This is a genomic window from Pseudobdellovibrio sp. HCB154, assembly GCF_046267985.1.
Taxonomy (GTDB): domain Bacteria; phylum Bdellovibrionota; class Bdellovibrionia; order Bdellovibrionales; family Bdellovibrionaceae; genus Pseudobdellovibrio.
Map to the genome: position 1 here is coordinate 39,061 of NZ_CP176530.1, position 14,142 is coordinate 53,202.

General features: G+C 39.7%; 12 protein-coding genes. 7 read left to right on the forward strand and 5 right to left on the reverse strand.

Translation table 11 applies throughout. From position 1 onward, the window contains the following. Positions 1-7 precede the first annotated feature (7 nt). Positions 8-1,585, reverse strand: coding sequence for an alkyl hydroperoxide reductase subunit F (gene ahpF, locus ACKWCF_RS00205; protein WP_409478676.1), 1,578 nt, complete (start codon positions 1,583-1,585; stop codon positions 8-10). A gap of 68 nt (positions 1,586-1,653) precedes the next feature. After that, a complete protein-coding gene (gene ahpC, locus ACKWCF_RS00210) occupies positions 1,654-2,223 on the reverse strand; it encodes an alkyl hydroperoxide reductase subunit C (RefSeq protein WP_409478677.1) in 570 nt (189 codons plus the stop codon). 312 nt (positions 2,224-2,535) lie between these two features. On the opposite strand from ahpC, the gene ACKWCF_RS00215 reads away from it, so the two are divergent. After that, positions 2,536-3,033: a hypothetical protein gene (locus tag ACKWCF_RS00215; protein ID WP_409478678.1), complete on the forward strand. Its 498-nt coding sequence runs from the start codon at positions 2,536-2,538 to the stop codon at positions 3,031-3,033. Between the two features lie 50 nt (positions 3,034-3,083). Beyond that, positions 3,084-4,064 (forward strand): hypothetical protein, encoded by a 981-nt coding sequence (locus ACKWCF_RS00220; protein ID WP_409478679.1) that lies wholly within the window; start codon positions 3,084-3,086, stop codon positions 4,062-4,064. Here ACKWCF_RS00220 and ACKWCF_RS00225 read toward each other — a convergent pair. The 3 genes from ACKWCF_RS00225 to ACKWCF_RS00235 form a co-directional block, all read right to left on the reverse strand. Then, complete coding sequence (locus tag ACKWCF_RS00225) at positions 4,045-5,232, reverse strand: response regulator (RefSeq protein WP_409478680.1); 1,188 nt, start codon at positions 5,230-5,232, stop codon at positions 4,045-4,047. The two genes, ACKWCF_RS00220 and ACKWCF_RS00225, sit on opposite strands and share 20 nt — an antisense overlap. Positions 5,233-5,344: 112 nt before the next feature. Then, on the reverse strand, positions 5,345-7,114 hold the full coding sequence (locus tag ACKWCF_RS00230; protein ID WP_409478681.1) for a sensor histidine kinase: 1,770 nt from the start codon (positions 7,112-7,114) through the stop codon (positions 5,345-5,347). Beyond that, a complete protein-coding gene (locus ACKWCF_RS00235; RefSeq protein ID WP_409478682.1) occupies positions 7,111-8,151 on the reverse strand; it encodes a hypothetical protein in 1,041 nt (346 codons plus the stop codon). Before ACKWCF_RS00235 ends, ACKWCF_RS00230 begins: the two co-directional genes overlap by 4 nt. A gap of 130 nt (positions 8,152-8,281) precedes the next feature. Between ACKWCF_RS00235 and ACKWCF_RS00240 the strand changes: the two genes are divergently transcribed. The 5 genes from ACKWCF_RS00240 to ACKWCF_RS00260 all read left to right on the forward strand — a co-directional run bounded on the left by ACKWCF_RS00240 (position 8,282) and on the right by ACKWCF_RS00260 (position 14,131). After that, positions 8,282-9,682, forward strand: a complete 1,401-nt coding sequence (locus ACKWCF_RS00240) for a sigma-54-dependent transcriptional regulator (RefSeq protein ID WP_409478683.1) — start codon at positions 8,282-8,284, stop codon at positions 9,680-9,682. A gap of 37 nt (positions 9,683-9,719) precedes the next feature. Then, positions 9,720-10,790, forward strand: a complete 1,071-nt coding sequence (locus ACKWCF_RS00245; protein WP_409478684.1) for a hypothetical protein — start codon at positions 9,720-9,722, stop codon at positions 10,788-10,790. A gap of 153 nt (positions 10,791-10,943) precedes the next feature. After that, the gene (locus ACKWCF_RS00250; RefSeq protein ID WP_409478685.1) at positions 10,944-12,242 is read left to right on the forward strand and encodes a hypothetical protein; all 1,299 of its coding nucleotides are present in this window, start codon (positions 10,944-10,946) and stop codon (positions 12,240-12,242) included. A gap of 76 nt (positions 12,243-12,318) precedes the next feature. Then, positions 12,319-13,014 (forward strand): hypothetical protein, encoded by a 696-nt coding sequence (locus ACKWCF_RS00255; RefSeq protein WP_409478686.1) that lies wholly within the window; start codon positions 12,319-12,321, stop codon positions 13,012-13,014. Between the two features lie 22 nt (positions 13,015-13,036). Next, the gene (locus tag ACKWCF_RS00260; protein WP_409478687.1) at positions 13,037-14,131 is read left to right on the forward strand and encodes a hypothetical protein; all 1,095 of its coding nucleotides are present in this window, start codon (positions 13,037-13,039) and stop codon (positions 14,129-14,131) included. Positions 14,132-14,142 lie beyond the last annotated feature (11 nt).

Consider the following 14,142-nt stretch of genomic DNA (forward strand, 5'->3'; position numbering starts at 1 on the left):
TGACTAATTAGTTATGGGGAGCTTGCGCGTACATGCGATCTTCAAACGCCGTAAGTGCTGCTTTTGCGCCTTCGCCCATGGCAATTACGATCTGCTTAAAAGGTGTTGTTGTTACATCACCGGCAGCGTAAATGTTTTTAGCCGAAGTACGCCCTTTGTTATCTACTACAATTTCACCGAACTTGTTAGTCTCAACAACATCTTTAGCAAATTGGCTATTAGGTAATAAACCGATTTGCACGAACACGCCCTCTAACGTTTCTGTTTCAGTCGTATTTGTGTTGCGGTCTAAGTATTCTAACGCAGTTACCTGCTGGCCATTGCCCACAACTTGTGTGGTTTTAGCCGAAGTAATAATTTTTGCATTCGGTAATGATTTTAGTTTTTCAACTAACACAGCATCGGCTTTAAGCGTGTCATTATATTCAAACAACACGACTTCGCTCACGATGCCTGCTAAGTCGATGGCGGCTTCAACGCCTGAATTACCACCACCGATCACTGCGATTTTCTTACCTTTATAAAAAGGACCATCACAGTGCGGGCAGAACGCAACGCCACGGCCTAAATATTCTTTTTCACCCGGAATATTTAATTCACGCCATTTAGCGCCAGTCGTAATAATGATCGAACCGGCTTTTAAAAATTCGCCGCTTTCAAGATGAATAATGTTTTCATCTTTATCGATTCTTGAAACTCTACGGTGTTCTAATAATTTTACCGGATAACTTAAAACGTGTTGGTTTAACTGCGCTGCTAATTGTGGGCCCTCTGTGTAAACCACAGAGATTAAGTTTTCGATACCTTTAGTATCTTGAACTTGTCCACCGAAGCGTTCTGCGATTAAGGCTGTTTTTAAACCTTTACGCACACTGTAAATAGCGGCCGACGCGCCCGCAGGGCCACCGCCGATCACCACGACATCGTAATCACCAAGATTTGCGTCAGCACCCGATAATTTTGCTTTTGAATCATCAATACCAAAATGTTCTTCGATAGTTTTCATGATTTCAGCGAAGTTAGCGCGACCAGAATGAATCATTTTTCCGTCGACCACAACACTTGGAACACCTTGAATACCTAAAGCCGAAATTTCTTCTTGCGCGTAAGCGCCATCAATTGTTTCGTGATGAAAGTCATCATGGTTAAGCGCCATTAAGTTTAACGCTTGCACCACCACCGGACAGTTTTCACAATCCAACGACATATAAGTTTTTACGCGAATAGGTCCGCGTAAAGATTTAATACGTTGTAAAATCATCGCATCCGGAAGTTTTCCTTTTCCGTCAGCGTTTAAAATTCCTAAAATTAAAGATGTAAATTCATGTCCACCAGGAATTCCTGTAAAGAATACGCCAGTCGACTTTCCGTTTTTATGAATCGTAAAGCGTGGAGGTGCGTTGACTGCAGCAGATGCTGGATCAAATTTCGCAGAAATTTTTGGGCTTGTTTCAGCCACTCCAGTTAACATTTCAACAAGTTCATTTTGGTTTGTATGTGTACTTGGTTGGTAAACCAGATCAATTTGATTTTCTAAATTTGCAAATACACTTTTAAGTTGTTCTTTTAAATCGGCATCTAACATGAGAGACCTCCTTGAAAAAAATGGGGCTTAAACTAAAGCCTAAGCCCCGTAAGAGGAATAAGTAAAAACTAGATTTTACCAACTAAGTCTAAACCTGGTTTTAAAGTTTTTGCGCCTGGAGTCCATTTCGCAGGGCAAACTTCGTTCGGGTGAGCTGCTACGAATTGTGCTGCTTGAACTTTACGAAGTAATTCATCAGCGTTACGACCGATACCGTTGTCGTTCACTTCAGCTAATTTAATGTGACCTTCTGGATTTACTAAGAAAGTACCACGGTAAGCCATACCAGCTTCTTCGATGTAAACACCGAATGCGCGAGATAAGTGACCAGTTGGGTCTGCTAACATTGGGTATTTGATTTTTTTGATAGTTTCAGAAGTGTCGTGCCAAGCTTTGTGTGTGAAGTGAGTGTCAGTAGAAACACCGTAAACTTCAACGCCAAGTTTTTGGAATTCAGCGTATTTATCAGCCATGTCACCTAATTCTGTAGGGCAAACAAATGTAAAGTCTGCTGGGTAGAAAAAGAAAACTGACCATTTACCGTTAAGGTCTGCGCTAGATACAGTTTTGAAGCTGTTGTTGTGATAAGCCTGAACTTTAAAGTCAGTTACCTTTGTATTAATTAATGTTGCTGCCACGTGGGCCTCCCTTGTGTGTTGTTATGGTTAATTTAAAAACCAGATAAATAATATTAAGTTAATACTGCCAGTACAAATCTGTAAAATCTATGACAAAAGAAATAAAATAGATATAATCTATAATGCATAAGATAGGCCTTATTGCTTCCTGGACTTTTGGGGCAAATTTGTCGAACTGCTGCACATTATTTTAAAACTTCTTCTTAAATTAAGAATCTTTAGGTAAGAATTTTTATTCAGCCTAGAAACTCATTAAGATTAATAACAGTTCAATGTTTTTTATTTATGAAAACAATACGGAGGTTTTCAGCTATGTTACGTTTTCTATATGTTGTAATGTCTTTGGCAGTAACTCTACTTTGCCTTCCCAAGGCCTTAGCACAAAATGCTGTGGGTTTAACTTTAGGTGGCCCTACATATATTCACTTTACCCATGGGCTGGGCGGTCCATCGGCAATCGAAGCCGGGGTTTCGTTTTCTTATAACCATGCCACACATATATATGGTGATTATTTGATTGAAACTCATGCTCCGCTGAGAAGCCCAAATTTTGGTGACGTGGGTTTATTTTATGGTGTGGGTGGAATTATCGTAATTACCAATGATGATCATTATCATCATGACAATGGTTATTATGGTGATGAAGATGGTGAAGTTGGATTTGGTGTGCGTGTGCCAGTGGGTTTAGATTGGCGTCCCGCAGAAACAAAAGGTTTTAGTTTTCATATTCAAATCGTTCCGATTATCGCTGTGGTTCCAGAAACTGAGCTAGAGTTCAACGCAGGGATTGGATTTAAATACCACTTCTAAAAAGACCAGGCCGGTTTGACAGGGTTTTCTGAAGTTGCTGAGATAGATGCATGCACACTTCAGTTAAGATCTTTGTTTTAGTTAGCTTATTTTCAATATCGCTTTTTGCAACCGATTTGCAAAAGGCGATTCAAGATGCGATTGTTGCAAATAAAGACTGTAAAAAGCTAGGCGATTTTTACTGGGAAATTGGTGACAGCAAAGGAAAAGTCATTTCTGGCGCTGAAGGTAAAACATATAGTGCCGTTACGACGATGAAAATCGCATCAGCTTCAAAATGGTTGTTTGGTGCTTACGTATTTGAGACGTTAAAAGGCCATTTGACTGATGAACAAAAAGAATTTCTACAAATGCGCTCGGGCTACACTAATATGTCTAATGTTTCTTGTTTGCGCGACAAAATAAAAACCGTGAAAGAGTGTTTTTTAGCCGAATTAAAAATGCGAAAGCTTTTCGGTCATGGAAGCAATGCAACTCTAGTTTCTGAGAATAAAGGAAAATTTTACTATAACGGTGCGCACGCCCAGGCTTTAGCGGTTAAAGAAGAAATGGGTTTGGCTGAAAAAAATAATGCAACCTTGGCGCAAGCTATGAAAAGCTCTCTTAAATTAGAAAACATTTCTTATTTCTTTCCGCAGTTAGCCGGCGGAGTTCAAACAAATGCCGCTACTTACGCGGTATTTTTGCGAAACCTAATAAACGATAAATACTTTCTTGGAAAAACATTGCAGTCTGAGAACGGCGTCTGCGCCAATATCTCGTGCGGCTTTAAAGATGTAGCCGAATCGCCGGTGGCGGATCATTTACCGTGGTGGTATGCCAATCATTATTGGATTGAAAAAAATAAGAAAGGCGTGGTTGAGGCGTATTCAAGTCCGGGGGTTTTTGGTTTTTATCCGTGGATTTCTTCAGATAAAAAATACTATGGAATCATAGCGCGCGAAGGCGCAGCGAGAGAGCGCGGAATGAAATCAATTTCTTGCGGTGGCTCAATACGTACCGCCTTTTTAGTTAACCAACCTCACCATTAGCTGCTTTGCTGTATTTTTCTTTCAGCGTGTGCACCAAGCGATCTGGCATAAATGGCTTAACAATAATTCCATCTACTCCTAAAGATTGCAGTTCAGCCAATTCTGCAGGACGTGTTTTTCCTGTTAAAAAGAAAAAGCGTGTTTCTTTTAGCTGCGTTAACAGTTTCAAAGCCTTGAAAGTTTCTTCGCCCGAGAACTCCGGCATTATACAGTCTAAAACAATTACATCGGGCGTAAATTTTTGCACCTTATTTAAAGCTTCGGCCCCGCTCGCTACAATCTCTACCTGCAAATCAGATTCTGTCTTAAAAACTGCATGCAGAAGTATGCGAATAACCGGGTCATCGTCAACCAACAAGATTTTCTTAAAGCTTTTCGTCGGTTGTTTGTTCAGAAGTCCTTTAAATTCTTTGTGCAAAAATGCATTCAAATTTTGAATGAGAAATGCGTTCTTCTGTAGAACTAAATTAGCCGTTTTCTTCAAAGGAGTTAAGTTTTCTGCAGACGAAATGAGACAAGTTTTTAAGTGTGGGTTTTTGCCCTTTGAAATATTCAGCATTTCAATGAGTTCAAAGCCATTAATTTTCTTTAAACTATGTCCAGCAACAACGAAATCAAAATATTCATCTGTGAGTCGGTTTAGGGCCTCAAGTCCATTACTTGCTCGCGAACAAAAAACGCCTTCTTCGCTAAGCGCAGTCGCGATTTTTTTGATAACGATATTAGAGTCATCAACGATAAGGCCACGTAGACCAGCCAAAGATTGCCCGGCCTTTTTTGTGTCTACCTTGCCCAATAGGCTATACATACGCACGGCGAATGCATCATCTTCGCATTCGGGCTCTTTTTTCTTAGCATTGAAATAGTCTTCAAGTAACGCAAACAAATTAGAAGTCAGTTCACTCTGCTCTGGGGTAAATCCGTTTTCTTTGATTTTAAGTAAGGCTTCTTCTATGTTGTGACAAAGAACAGGTGCGAAATTTAATTCGCCAACTCCGGCGCTGCCTTTAATCGAGTGAATGACCCGACTGATATTTTGTAGCGACGAAATATTTTTACTTTTCTCTGCTTTTGAAAACTCAACATTGATGTTGTGAATTTCATCGAGAAAAATTTCCAAAAACTCTAAAACTTCATGATTTTGTGTGAATGGACGTACTGTTGGCATGACAACTTTATCGGCGAAAATTCAAAGATCAAGATAGCACTTGAATAGGTTTATAGAATTCTTCACAGTTGAGTCTGTTTCGTTCCTGGATGAGACAAATTTGTTAAGAAGTTTACTTTTCCTTCGGAAAAACCAGAGTAAATGTTGTGCCGACGTTTATAGACGATTTAACTTGAATTTGCCCGCCGTGCATTTGCATGATGCCATAACTAATGGCCAAACCTAAGCCAGATCCCTGTCCCATTTTTTTAGTTGAAAAAAACGGTTCAAAAATCTTTTCTAGATTTTCTGGTTTAATGCCACTGCCATTATCTTCAATAGCTAAACAAACTGAACTATCTTGAACTTTAGCTGATAATTCAATCTTTTTATTGGGTGAATCTATTTCTGCTAAAGCATGCGTAGCATTTTGTACTAAGTTATAAATCACTTGATAAATTTGTTCTCGATCAACTGAAATTTGAGCATCGGCTGAGCTTACATCAACGACAGTTGAAAACTGAATGCCATTTTGCTGACAAAGCGGAGATAACTTTTCTTTTAAACTTGAGACGTATTCTTCAACTCGCACACTTTCTGTTTGAATTTCTTTTTGTCTGGCAAAAGTCAGTAGATCATTAATGATTCGAGTAGCCCGACGAGTATCATCCAAAATCATCGAGTTGTAGTTTTTAATTTTTTCAATTTTCTCTGGGCCAGCAGAAGGTGGTTCGACTTTTTGAGCGGCATTGATCTGCATTTCTAAAAGTTGTGCATAACTTAAAATAGAAGCCAGAGGATTCTTCACTTCATGAGCTACACCGGCACCAATACGTCCCACAGCAGCTAAACTTTCTGTGCGTACGATTTTCTGATTGGCCAGGGTTAAATCTCTTTCACGTCGCTGTAGATTTTCAATCATGGCATTAAAAGCCGAAGTTAATTTAGCTATTTCAACGGTACTTGCTTTTAGAAAAATCGCTTTCCAATCCCCTAAACCGACCTTTGCAGCTTGTTCGGTTAATGTTTCAATGGGAGCCGCTAACGATTTGGCTAGCCAAAGTGCTGCTGCAAAGGCGGCAATGATAAGAATGAACAACACAGAAATCGTTGAATTTAATAACGGCGTTGCAATTGTAAGCCAGCTGACTTTATCTTCGACCATTAACACCGAGGCGTTGGTAATCATTTCAGAGCGAGTAAAAAAAGCAGAGCGAGTTTTACCGTTAGCCCAAGGCACATCTGTTCCAACAATAGTTGCCCCGGTGCCCACTAAATTTAGGCTTGGAAAAAAATTAGCTGCGCTGCCATGTAAAACATTTGAAAACAAAACCTCATTGTTGCTATTAACAATATATGAATCTTTGCCGCGGCTGTATTCTGTAAGAGCTAAAAATTCTTTGGTATTGAAAACTAAGCCAACAAGATGACCACCCGGCGCACGATACAAAGCAAAAGCATCTTTTGAGATTTGAAATTTATTAGCAGTTACATCAAGTTTATTTTTAAACTGTAAATCCTTAATTAAATTCTCGGTTCTGGTGCCCACATCGTCAGAGGTATTAATTTGTATCGCTAAATTACCATTGGCCGTGTTTGTTAACACAAGAGCATCAACGTAAGGTGCTGATGACTTAATGCTGGAGATTAAGGTTTCAAGTTGAGATTTAGAAAACTTTGTTTTGCTGGGAGCTGCTGAATACTGATTTAGTAAAATAGCCAGTGAGCGTAGGCGCTGATCTACTTCAGAACGTAGCTGTGGAACAAGTAGCGAGTTTAATTCATTCACGTAACTGCTTTTTTCGGCGATGGCTTTTTGTAAAACAAATCCACTTCCCGCCAGCACCGCAACAACCGCAAACGAAGAAAACACAAACATAAGCTTTGATCTAATTGTCATCATTTGGCTTGGTATCTCACGCTTCTTCTGAGAAATTTAACAGTGGCATCGCTGCGCACGAGTTGAAAAACAATAAGATTTGTTCCTGGCTGAAGGTTGATTTTTTTTGAGAACGTTGAGGCGTCAGAAACTTCAGCAAGTTGCCCGTTGATCAGCAACTTTGCGCCGGCACCCGTAAGGCGACCACGTATTTCAATTTCAGAGTCTTGCACCAGCGCATTGTCAGCCGGAAAATCAACGGTTAACTCAGCCTGAGCCACAGCCGCCACCTTTGTTTGTGCCGTAACTAACTCACTGACTTTGTCGGCATTAACTTGAACACCTGAAGTTAGCTCAGTGCTTGGTTTAATAGAAACATCAGCGTTTTCAGCAACGGCCAAGCGAGTATATTCGTTATCTTTTTTATAAATCACTTCGGCTGTACCAGTTTTAACTTTGATATTTACAGCGCGATCGTTTTTTACGACAACCTTAGCTTCAGCAACTTTCGTAACATTTGTTTGGCCTTTTTTAGCTTTGATTTGCACAAGACCGGCATCAGTAAAAATCCACAATTCAGTTTTAGTGCGCCCTGTGAGTTGGCCGGATTTAATAATCACACGGTCTTCGGCTTTCTTTTTCTTTCCAGGGTCTTCATCAAAAATGATCAAAGTATTTTCTCTGACATCTAAGGTTGAACCACTTTGATAAACGACTTCTGCTGTGGCTGAATTTTTTGTTTGCAAAGCATCGTATTTCATAAACGATAATTCGCCTTCAGCTTGATTCCAGATATTTTGATTTCTTTGGCGGTATTCAACTTGATTAGTTAGCTTTACAAGTTTAGCCAACCAGTCTTTTTCCGTCGCTGTGGCTTTGGGATGAGCTACGGGCGCTGCTGCAGACGTAGCATTTGCCGTACTCGAGACAGAGCTTGTAACTTTTTGCGCCGTTGCGGATGCAATTGGCGTTGTTTCAACCTTAGCCGGTTGTTCTTTCTGGCATCCACCAAAAATTAAAAATACTTGAATCAATAAGACACTCTGTAAAACCTTTTTCATACGACGTGACCATCTTAGCATTTTAAGCATCCATCATTTAGTCCAGTTAATTTAAAAACTGGCTTATCGTCGTGGCCTAATACATAAGGCAAGACTTGATCAAATGGTGTCACTAGCCGAGACGTAACTTATGAAAATTCTTATAGTAGATGATGAAGTAGGATTGCGAAATAGCTTAAAAGAGCTATTGCAAGAATCCTATGATGTTGAAACGGCTGAAGATGGCGAACAGGCTTTAAAACTTATTCAAGAAAAATCCTTTGAAATTGTTTTAAGCGATTTAAAAATGCCAAAACTTGATGGCCTAGGTTTGTTAGCGAAAATTCGTGAGCTTTCGCCGCTCACATCCTTTATTTTAATGACCGCTCAAGGAAGCATCGAAGGGGCTGTTGCCGCTATTCATGCTGGCGCCGATGATTATTTATCTAAACCTATTGAATTCGCAGAAGTTTTTCACCGTATTAATCGCATTATCGAATTGCGTGCGTGGAATGCCAAAAAGATTTTAAGCTCATCTGAAAAAAGTAAAACTAAACTTGTAGGCGAATCACAATTTTTAGTTGAAACAAAAAAATTTATTGAAAAAGTAGCGCCAGTGAATTCTCCAGTTTTATTACTTGGCCCAAGTGGTACAGGTAAAGAAGTTGTCGCGAAAGCAATTCATGAAGCTAATCAAGATAACAATAGTCCTTTTGTAGCTGTTAACTGCGCAAGTTTAAGTGAAAATTTGCTTGAATCAGAATTATTCGGCCATGAAAAAGGGGCTTTTACAGGAGCCGTATCTTCAAAGCCAGGTAAATTTGAATTAGCCGCTGGTGGTACAATTTTTTTAGATGAAATTGGTGAATTGCAATTAAATTTACAAGCAAAACTGCTTCGTGTTCTTCAAGAAAAGGAATTCTGCCGTGTTGGTGGCACTCGCGTGATCAAAAGCCAGGCGCGTGTTGTGGCTGCCACTCACCGCAATTTAAAAGATTTGGTTGATAAAGGTTTATTTCGCGAAGATCTTTATTTTCGTTTAAACGTTTTGCAATATCAAATGACTCCCCTTTGCGACCGTAAAGAAGATATTCCATTATTAATTAATCATTTCTGGAATTATATTTGCGAAGATTTAGGAATGAAATCCTCGTTATCTCCGGCAGCAAAAACAGTTTTAGAGCAATATCACTATCCGGGAAATATTCGCGAATTAAAAAATGTTCTTGAACGCCTAATTGTATTAACACCGCAAAATGGTCGCGTTGATGTGGCGCAGTTGCCAGCCGAGATCGTTAATCGCAATACGGCAGAAGTAGTTACACCTCAAATTACACCATCTAACAGCAATAATGAATTTCAACCACCGTCTTGGAAGCCCGGCATGGCCGTTGAAGATTATTTAGATCATATCGAAGCTGAAGTTTTACAGCGCGCTTTTGAAATCGTAGGAGAAAATCAAGTTCAGGCAGCAGAATTACTTGGGTTGAATCGTGGCACACTCCAATACAAAATTAAAAAACATCAGCTTTCAAAAAAGAAATCTGCTTAAAGCATGGATCTTTTTTACAAGTCTTTTGTGTGGGTCTTTGGCCTACGCAAAATATATTGATTTAACCGATGCTGCTGAAAAAAAGAAAACGATTATTTCAGGTGTGTTAAATCCGCCGTCGATCAGTATTAATGGTTCGGAGCTTCCGCAAAAAAATGCGAACTATTCAGCGCTAGTCATTAACAATAGCGAAGTCAAAACCACTGACACCGGCGGGTTACAAACTTTTTATGAAGTTGTTGAGGGTGATCAAGTTTTACTGCAATGGAAAACAAATAAGAACGTTCTTGTTCCTATCTTAGATTTTTCTTACCCGGCTGTAACGAAAATGGAATTGCTGCACACAGAATTTGTTATGCAGTTTAATGATAAAACTAAAAAAGCCAAATATGATGGTGAAGATATCGATGTTAAAAACCCCACGATTAAAGTGCCATCCACTTTAAACTGGATTGAAACACCTCACACGCTTGAGCTTTTGTCTGAAGAAAATATTGGGCGAATTTACAATTTAGATTTTAGCAAATACAAAGACGACTTGCTCACTATGACCAGCTGGTCGTTATCTCTGGGCGATCCACCGCTACAAGGCAACAACAGGCCGGCAACTCTAGGTGTAAGTTCGCGCGTGTTAAATAAAAAAAATTATAGTCACGAAGTTTTTGCGGGCGTGGCGCACACAGAATATGTTGTTGGAGCAGATACACCGTGGGCTGATAATATTGAGCAGCGGATTTTAGAATTCAAATATAAATTCGGCTACAACCCGTTTCAAACAAATTCTGGTGATATAAATTATCGCCGTGTAACTCTGGGTTTACATGCGTCTTTAATAAATTATCATCGCAAATCAACTTATGCGACAGTTTGGCTTGATGGATACAATGAAACTTCTGCAGACACTTGGTTTAATCAAGGTGGGTATTTTGTACGTTGGGAGCCACTCCAGTATAAAAACTTCGGTTTTTTCATTTCGATCGATCATCGTGTGTTTCGCTCGCAAAACAGTATTCAGTCAGATTCGACACTAAAGACATTAGGCGTATCTTATTACTTCGACCCGGCTATCTTAAAACGTATCATTTCAAGACAACCCATTGAGTTTTAAGCAGCTTTTCACTGCTGAAAACTCTGCAGCGCTGAATTTTCAGCACCCTAATATTTAATTTTCCCCAATGATTTCAACACTTCGGTGTTGGTCACTAAATAGCAATATCTCTTTGTATCAGCGTTTATCCAAACACTAACAAAAGGAGATGTTATGAATAAAAATATTTTAAAATCGATCGCATGTGGTGCTTTAGTTCTTGCGACAACAGGTTGTAAAGAAGAACAAGTTGAAGTCACACCAATTGCTCAACCTTCAGGCCGCGCAGCTTTAATCAAAGCTTTAGAAACTCAAGCACAAGGTTTAGTTGATAGTTTTAACAATGTTATCGTTGATAGCCAATTTCTAAAAAATTTAGATCTGGAAAATCCACCCGAAAAAATTTCGATGGAAACTGAAAACGAAGTTAAGCAAGCTGTTGATTATTTATTAGCCAACGAACAAAGTGATAACGGTGCCACGGTATATTCGCCAGACACACGTATCTGCAGTGAAATTTTAGCGAAAAATAACCCAGAAACTTGCCAAGATATTTTTTCAAAAATCAAATTAGCACAAGTAGAGCAAGACGCTACATCTGGGTATGTTGAAATTTACTTAGCGAATATCAAAGCTTTTGGTTTTGTTTACACGCCAGAGTTACTTTCAGCGCAAGTCGATTTGTCGGCACTATTAGCGGCTTTAACAAAAGCTGACGAAATTATCGTTGCCCACCAGGAAGAATCAATGGAGTTGCCATCATCGGCTTCTGGTAATGTTTCATTAACAGTTGCGCAAAAACTAGGTGCAACGGTTGTTGATTTAACGGTGAATCAAAAAATTCGTATTCAGGGTGTGAATAGCGAAATGCAAAGTTATGATATCGCGATTGAAGCTGGCCAAAATGCAGCAACAGTTTCAGCTTTTCCTGCGATGGGTGTAGCTTCATTACAAGTAAATATTCCAGCTGTTGAAGCCATTTTTCCTGTACACGATCATGACAACATTAACCACGCGGTATCGTTATCTTTTCCAGGCGGTAGTGGTTTAGCAACTTTAAATAATGCGATGTCGATGATTGAACTTTCAGGTGTTAAATTAGCTGCATCAACAGTAAGTGCTAAAGCCGACGGTCAATCAATGGCTCAGTTAACTGTGAATGGTCAAGTTGATGCGCAAGTGACTTCGTACCAAGGTGGCCATGTAGGATTAAAATTCTTGTCAGCTATCGATGGTCAATTAACAGCAGTATCTAACCCACTGTTCTCTGAACAAGGTACGATTACAGCTTCAATTGCTCAAGGTACAGAAGCTTACTTTGCTAAAGATTCTGATCAGGCAAAAATTTTAGCAGGTAACTTTCAATATGTTGGTACACAAGACTTCTTATCAAACGTCAATGCTACGGCGGGTATGTGTATCCAAGGTGATGAAAATCAAGATCTAACTTTACAAACGGTAGTGTGCCAGTAATTCGCCAAAGCGTCCCCCCACCCCAGCTCCGGTTTAACGACCGGAGCTTTTTGCTTGTAAGATCGAGGAGCATAAAATGAAAACACTGATGACGATAAATGTTTTTCTAAATGTACTTTTTATGAATATTCCAGCTCACGCGAAAGAGTTTAACTTAAAATGGTCTGAAGTTAGATTTTTCTTATCAGACACGACTTTTGCGAACAAAGATGAAAACCTAGGTGCACTGATGCAGGCTGAGCAAATTGAAGAATTAAAAAAGGTTACTGGATTTGGTTTAGAAGTTGATGCCGAACTTTCTTCTTGGTTTAAAGCCGGAACAAAAATTAAAGGTGTGTTTAACGGTTCAAATAAAAAAGAAGCGCCGTTTCCGGCGACTGAATATTTATCGGTTCAGCAATATTCGGCGGGCTTAACCGGGCGTGTGATGTTGGTGAATAAAGAAAATTTTTTCTTCGATGTTTTCGGTGAACTAGGACTCTCAAACAACACGGTCGAACTAAGAACTACAATGGGAAATGCAAAATGGGATAAGAACTCACATTTCTATCAGCGTGCCGGTGCTTCAACAGGTTTTGGTGGTTCTTCATTTAAGATGTTCGTTGAAGGTGGTTACGAAAATTTCAAACTGGATAATCTTAAACACGAAGGAGCTATCGGACAAAATATTAACGAGATTGATTTAAGCGGCCCATATGTCAGCGTGGGTTTAATTATCAGCGGACTACCAAGTTGGATCAAGCCAGGTGGCTTATCTATTGGTGGAAAATAAAAATTTTTAAAGGAGTTTGAATATGAAAAAGCTAGTTATGATTGTTTGTTTAATTTTTGCATCTTGTACAAAAAAAGAAGAAAGCCAAGGCTCTGGAAGTAATTTTACCTCTGAAGCTGTTGCAAAAATCAGTGCGGTCAGCAGTGATTTTACACCGGAATCGTTAAACGCAGACCTGGGTGGCAGCAGTGTTGGTGCGATGAACGGTAATCCGTGCCAAGGCACGAACGGTTTGGTGGATTGCCAACCTAATTTATTAAAACTTTATTTAGCGGTTTCAAAACAACAGCTTGATATGGTGGCGTCGATTGTTTCAGGTGTAGGTGCGCAATTAGGACAACTTGAAGAGGGTGCTTCTGGAACAGTTAATGAAGATGGAATGATTTTAGAATACAGCAAAACTGATTCGCTAAATTGGTCAATCACGATACGTAATGCTTCGAACTCAAATATTGCTGTTTATGTTTTAGTCGCAAACAACAGTTATACTTTAGAACTTAACTTTGCCAACTTTCCTCCGGAAGATGGTGCACCGACACAAGGCTCGTATCAGTCGATTATTGATTATACCGATGCAGATACATGGAGCATGACTTCAACAATGCTTGATTCTGAGTGTAACCCAGATGACGTGCGCGCTCCGCAAAATATCCGTATTGCTATGTCTAAAGGTAGCGGACTGTGGAAAGGTAAAGCGATGCTTTATCACCCGCGCTGGGCAGAGTTTTCTCCAGATCCGACATGTGCAACAACACCATCAGATGCTAACGGATTAAATATGTTTTCAGACTTTGTTGGAGACAACACGGCTGCAAAAATGAATGTCTACATGGTTAAGCGCACACGTGCAGCAAATGCCATTACTTCGCACCCGTTAAGTGATATTTGTAATGAGTATGTTGGTATCTGTGATGGTGGCGGACAAATCGGTACAGAAACGCCAGCCAGTTATCCCAATTCGGTATGTGTTGAAGCTAGTAATGGCGCTGCCAACTGGAATTCAGATTGTAGTGCAGTCACTGGTGGATCTTCAGTGGCGGCCGCAAGTTTTGGTCCCGCAGGTGATTGGATTGCGCCTTCAAGCTTTTATAATATGAGTATTACAGTTGGGCCGTAATTAAGTTGGTC

Excerpts from the sequence above, each read along its gene's own strand:
- ACKWCF_RS00230 (WP_409478681.1), bottom strand. The coding sequence starts at position 7,114 with ATGATGACAATTAGATCAAAGCTTATGTTTGTGTTTTCTTCGTTTGCG.
- ACKWCF_RS00225 (WP_409478680.1), bottom strand. The coding sequence starts at position 5,232 with ATGCCAACAGTACGTCCATTCACACAAAATCATGAAGTTTTAGAGTTT.
- ACKWCF_RS00240 (WP_409478683.1), top strand. The coding sequence starts at position 8,282 with ATGAAAATTCTTATAGTAGATGATGAAGTAGGATTGCGAAATAGCTTA.
- ACKWCF_RS00235 (WP_409478682.1), bottom strand. The coding sequence starts at position 8,151 with ATGAAAAAGGTTTTACAGAGTGTCTTATTGATTCAAGTATTTTTAATT.
- ACKWCF_RS00260 (WP_409478687.1), top strand. The coding sequence starts at position 13,037 with ATGAAAAAGCTAGTTATGATTGTTTGTTTAATTTTTGCATCTTGTACA.
- ACKWCF_RS00255 (WP_409478686.1), top strand. The coding sequence starts at position 12,319 with ATGAAAACACTGATGACGATAAATGTTTTTCTAAATGTACTTTTTATG.
- ahpF (WP_409478676.1), bottom strand. The coding sequence starts at position 1,585 with ATGTTAGATGCCGATTTAAAAGAACAACTTAAAAGTGTATTTGCAAAT.
- ACKWCF_RS00220 (WP_409478679.1), top strand. The coding sequence starts at position 3,084 with ATGCACACTTCAGTTAAGATCTTTGTTTTAGTTAGCTTATTTTCAATA.
- ACKWCF_RS00250 (WP_409478685.1), top strand. The coding sequence starts at position 10,944 with ATGAATAAAAATATTTTAAAATCGATCGCATGTGGTGCTTTAGTTCTT.
- ACKWCF_RS00215 (WP_409478678.1), top strand. The coding sequence starts at position 2,536 with ATGTTACGTTTTCTATATGTTGTAATGTCTTTGGCAGTAACTCTACTT.